This window comes from Alistipes sp. AF14-19 (assembly GCF_003461645.1).
Lineage (GTDB): Bacteria > Bacteroidota > Bacteroidia > Bacteroidales > Rikenellaceae > Alistipes > Alistipes shahii.
Genome location: NZ_QTXM01000040.1, coordinates 1 through 4,646, shown reverse-complemented (window position 1 = coordinate 4,646; position 4,646 = coordinate 1). Strand labels below are relative to the sequence as shown.

7 protein-coding genes are annotated in these 4,646 nt (G+C 53.3%); 5 read left to right on the top strand and 2 right to left on the bottom strand.

Going from position 1 to position 4,646, the window contains the following annotated elements:
- Window positions 1–329 precede the first annotated feature (329 nt).
- On the top strand, window positions 330–1,565 hold the full coding sequence (locus DWW03_RS16180) for a site-specific integrase (RefSeq protein ID WP_004291422.1): 1,236 nt from the start codon (window positions 330–332) through the stop codon (window positions 1,563–1,565).
- Window positions 1,566–1,576: 11 nt separating this feature from the next.
- Window positions 1,577–1,939 (top strand): hypothetical protein, encoded by a 363-nt coding sequence (locus DWW03_RS16175; protein WP_004291423.1) that lies wholly within the window; start codon window positions 1,577–1,579, stop codon window positions 1,937–1,939.
- Window positions 1,940–2,016: 77 nt separating this feature from the next.
- On the opposite strand, the gene DWW03_RS16170 is transcribed toward DWW03_RS16175, so the two are convergent.
- Window positions 2,017–2,322: a helix-turn-helix domain-containing protein gene (locus DWW03_RS16170; RefSeq protein WP_004291424.1), complete on the bottom strand. Its 306-nt coding sequence runs from the start codon at window positions 2,320–2,322 to the stop codon at window positions 2,017–2,019.
- A gap of 31 nt (window positions 2,323–2,353) precedes the next feature.
- Window positions 2,354–2,653 carry a helix-turn-helix domain-containing protein gene (locus DWW03_RS16165; RefSeq protein ID WP_004291426.1) on the bottom strand — a complete coding sequence of 100 codons (300 nt, stop codon included), beginning with the start codon at window positions 2,651–2,653 and terminating at the stop codon, window positions 2,354–2,356.
- Between the two features lie 201 nt (window positions 2,654–2,854).
- Between DWW03_RS16165 and DWW03_RS16155 the strand changes: the two genes are divergently transcribed.
- The 3 genes from DWW03_RS16155 to DWW03_RS16145 form a co-directional block, all read left to right on the top strand.
- Window positions 2,855–3,217 (top strand): helix-turn-helix domain-containing protein, encoded by a 363-nt coding sequence (locus DWW03_RS16155; RefSeq protein WP_004304264.1) that lies wholly within the window; start codon window positions 2,855–2,857, stop codon window positions 3,215–3,217.
- Window positions 3,218–3,220: 3 nt separating this feature from the next.
- Window positions 3,221–3,571: a helix-turn-helix domain-containing protein gene (locus tag DWW03_RS16150; protein ID WP_004291454.1), complete on the top strand. Its 351-nt coding sequence runs from the start codon at window positions 3,221–3,223 to the stop codon at window positions 3,569–3,571.
- A 20-nt stretch (window positions 3,572–3,591) separates the two neighbouring features.
- Window positions 3,592–4,646 (top strand): DUF3945 domain-containing protein (locus DWW03_RS16145; RefSeq protein WP_118407053.1); only part of this gene is annotated, 1,055 nt, incomplete at its 3' end.

Here is a 4,646-nt window from a genome sequence, read left to right as displayed (position 1 = left end):
GCAAAGTTACTACAAAAAAGTGAAATGCGGAAAGATATAGTGATAGAATTGAGTTACAAGGGTTTTGGTTGAAGTGGCGATAATCCGTGAAGCCATTACAATCCCTGCCGAAGCCAAATCCTGACGCCGCTACGTTACTTGTTCGTAACCATGCCCGAAAATGCGACAAACGGGTACGAATAGCGAAACAAGGCTCTAAGGAATAGTGAGTTATCCATAACTCATGCGAAAAATCAGGTTACGGAAAAAGATTGCGCCGTTCCTCCCCGTTTTGCGTACCAACACCGGACTCTTCACCAACTAATTTTGAAACCCAAAAATTAAGGACAATGAAGAGTACATTTTCAGTAATCTACTACCTCAAGCGTCAGGTAGTGAAAAAGGACGGGACAGTTCCCGTCATGGGACGCATCACGGTGGACGGCAGCCAGACACAGTTCAGCTGCAAACTGACTGTCGATCCGAAACTGTGGGACACCAAAGGTGGACGTGTCACGGGCAGAAGCACGGCGGCACTCGAAACGAACCGTATGCTTGACAAGATGCGGGTACGCATCAACAGGCATTATCAGGAAATCATGGAGCGTGACAACTTCGTCACGGCGGAGAAGGTGAAGAACGCCTTTCTCGGACTGGAACACCGCTACCACACGCTGATGCAGGTGTTCCGCCAGCACAACGAGGACTACGAGAAGCAGGTGGAGGCAGGCATGAAAGCCAAAGGCACGCTGCTGAAGTACCGCACCGTTTACAAGCACATGCAAGAGTTCCTCGACATCCGCTACCATGTGAAGGACATCGCCCTAAAAGAGCTTACCCCGGCTTTCATCTCCGACTTCGAGATGTTCCTGCGCACGGACAAGCACTGCTGCACCAATACCGTGTGGCTGTACGTCTGCCCGTTACGGACGATGGTATTCATCGCCATCAACAACGAGTGGCTGACGCGCGACCCGTTCCGCGAGTATGAAATCAAGAAGGAGGAAACAACACGCAGTTTCCTGACCAAAGATGAGATCCGCCTGCTGATGGAGGGGAAACTGAAAAACGCCAAACAGGAATTGTACCGCGACCTCTACCTGTTCTGCGCCTTCACGGGGCTGTCGTTCGCGGATATGCGCAACCTTACGGAAGAGAATATCCGCACCTACTTCGACGAACACGAGTGGATAAACATCAACCGCCAGAAAACGGGCGTGGTGTCCAACATCCGCCTGCTCGACATCGCCAACCGCATAATCGGCAAATACCGGGGACTGTGCGGGGACGGCAGGATATTTCCCGTTCCGCATTATAACACGTGCCTTGCCGGTATCCGTGCCGTCGCCAAGCGTTGCGGCATCACCAAGCATATCACGTGGCATCAGAGCCGCCACACGGCAGCCACGACGATATTCCTCTCCAACGGTGTTCCCATCGAAACGGTCAGCTCCATGCTCGGACACAAGAGCATAAAGACGACGCAGATTTACGCAAAGATAACCAAAGAGAAGCTCAATCAGGACATGGAGAACCTTGCCGCAAGATTGAACGGCGTCGAGGAATTTGCAGGTTGCACCATCTAAAAAGAAAAGCCATGAAACGTGACACAATCATCATCGAGGACAAGGCAGTCAGCGTAACCGGTAACGACGTGTGGATGACCGCCACCGAAATAGCCGGATTGTTCCATACGACCGTCCCGGCAGTGAACGCCGCCATCAGAGCCGTCCGCAAGTCGGACGTGCTGAACGACTACGAGGTGTGCCGCTACATGCAGCTTGAAAACGGGCTGCACGCGGACGTGTACGCCCTTGAAATCATCATCCCGGTCGCTTTCAGGGTGAATACCTACAACACCCACCTGTTCCGCACATGGCTGGTGGGAAAGGCACTCTCACAAGAGAAACGGCAGACATACGTGATGTTCATACAGAACGGAAAAGCCGGGTATTGCTGATTGCACATACCCCATAAGACAAGTAAACGGGTAGCACCACAAAAGGTGTCACCCGTTTACTTTTTCATGAAACCGCCTCACTCCAGCGGCTTGCGGTAGTTCGCTTCCAGTACCCCGCGCAGCCCCGTTTCCGGGTAAAGCACCTTCCCTCCCAAAAGTATGAAGGGCAACACGCGGTTGTTGCGGTATTCCTGCAAGGTGCGCCGGCTCACACGGAGCAGTTCCGACACCTCGCCGTCCGTCAGGTAACGTTCCCCGTCCAGCGGAGGACGGTAGCTTTCCAGAAATGCGGACAGCCATTTCGAGCCTTTGCGCATATCCTGCACCACAGAGGCTATCGGCTCGTCTTCCATCGTAAAAACATCGTTGTTCTCGTTCATCATAACTTCGGATTCAGTGGGTGAATAAATCAAATCATCTGCCGTGCGGATAGAGCGTGCCGACAAGCGGTATCAGCCGCTTCACCTCCTCTGGCTTGTAATAGAACCTGCGGTTTATCTGCGAGTAGCCGATAAGCCGCCTGTCACGCAGCGTCTGCAACGTGCGCGGGCTTATTCTCAACTGCCCGCAGACCTCCTCGCCCGTGAGCCATCTTTCCATGCGCCCCGTGTCGCTTTTGCGCCTCAGGGCGGCGACCTTCTCCGAGAGTGCGCCGAATGCCGCCACCATCATCTCGAAAGTCTTTTTCTCGATAGATACTATTTCCATATTCATGTCATTTAGAGTTTGCCGCAAAGGTAACGAAACGGCATACAAGACGTATCGTTTTCCGCTGAAAGGCTGCCTGTTGCGCCGTTTGACCGGGTTACGGAGCCATCTTCCGCAAAAATCTTACGTGAGTCACGTAGTGAGTTGTTAAAGCCCCTTTTGTTTATTGCCGAATTTTGTCGCAGAAACAAAAAGAAAGGACTGAACATGAAAGTGATAACAATGGAAAGTTCCGCCTACAAGGAGATGATGGCGCAGATTGCGAACATCGCAGGGTACATCCGCGAGGCAAGGGACGAGAAGAAACGGAAGCGGGAAACCGAAGACAAGCTGCTTGACACGGCACAGGCGGCGAAGATGCTCAACGTGAGCAAGCGCACCATGCAGCGTATGCGCACCGACCACCGTATCGAGTATGTGGTGGTACGCGGAAGCTGCCGCTACCGCCTTTCCGAGATACTGCGGCTATTGGAGGACAACACAGTAAGGAACGAGGAAGGGACAATAGACACCCTGTTCCACAACCACACGCTGCGCACGGGCGGCAAACCAAAAGGAAGGAGGACATAGGTCATGGAACTGCTCACACGAAACAACTTCGAGGGCTGGATGCAGAAGCTGATGGAACGGCTCGACCGTCAGGACGAACTGCTGCTGGCGATGAAGGCTGAGGGGAAACAGCCCACTATCACGGAAAGCATCCGCCTTTTCGACAATCAGGATTTGTGCATGTTGCTCCAGATAAGCAAACGCACCCTCCAACGCTACCGCAGCGTAGGCGCATTGCCCTACAAGACGCTGGGCAAGAAGACCTATTACAGCGAGGAGGACGTGCTGACATTCCTTTCCAACCATATCAAGGACTTCAAAAAGGAAGATATAGCCTTCTACAAGGCTCGTATCCATAATTTCTTTCATAAATAACCCATTAAAACATTTTTCAGATGGCAAAGAAAAAAGACGAAAAGGACGTGCTGGTAGTCCGTGACGAGAAGACAGGCGAGATCAGCGTGGTAGCCGGGCTGAACGCGGACGGCACACCCAAGCGCACCCCCGCAAAAGCGGAGAACGCGCAGAGTTTCCTGCAATTCGACCGACATGGCGACGTGCTGGACAACTTCTTCAAGAACTTCTTCCGGCAGTGCAAGGAACCCAGCCGCTTCGGTTTCTACCGCATTGCGGCAGACCAAGCTGAAAATCTCTTAGAGGTGATGAAGCAACTGCTGAAAGACCCCGAAGCGAACAAGGAGCTGCTCGCCCCTCACAAGGTGGACACCTCCGACTATGAGAAGAAGGTGCAGGAAGAGATGGCAGCACAACAGACAGAGAAACAAGAACCTCAAAAACAGGAGAACATGGAACAACGGAAAGAACAGCAACAGGACAAATCCGAACAGATGCAGGGCAAACGTGGCTACCAGCCCATCGACGAGAGTAAAATCAACTGGCAGGAGCTGGAGGACAGATGGGGCGTAAAGCGGGACAACCTTGAAAAGTCCGGCGACCTTACGAAGATGCTCAACTATGGCAAGTCCGACTTGGTAAAGGTCAAACCGACCTTCGGCGGCGAATCATTCGAGCTGGACGCCCGCCTCTCCTTCAAGAAGGACGGTGAGGGAAACATCAGCCTCGTGCCGCACTTCATCCGCAAGGAGCAGAAGCTGGATGAGTACAAGGAACACAAATTCTCCGACAATGACCGGAAGAACCTCCGCGAAACGGGCAATCTCGGTAGGGTCGTGGACATTGTGGACAGGGAAACGGGCGAGATCATCCCCTCCTACATCAGCATCGACCGCAAGACGAATGAAATCACGGACATTCCGGCAAGCAGGGTGCGCATCCCGGAGCGCATCGGCAAGACGGAAATCACCACGCAGGAGCGGGACATGCTCCGCGCCGGACTGCCCGTACGCGACAAGCTCATCGAGCGCAACGACGGCAGAAAGTTCGTCACCACCCTGCAAGTGAACGTGGAGCAGCGCGGCGTGGAGTTCGT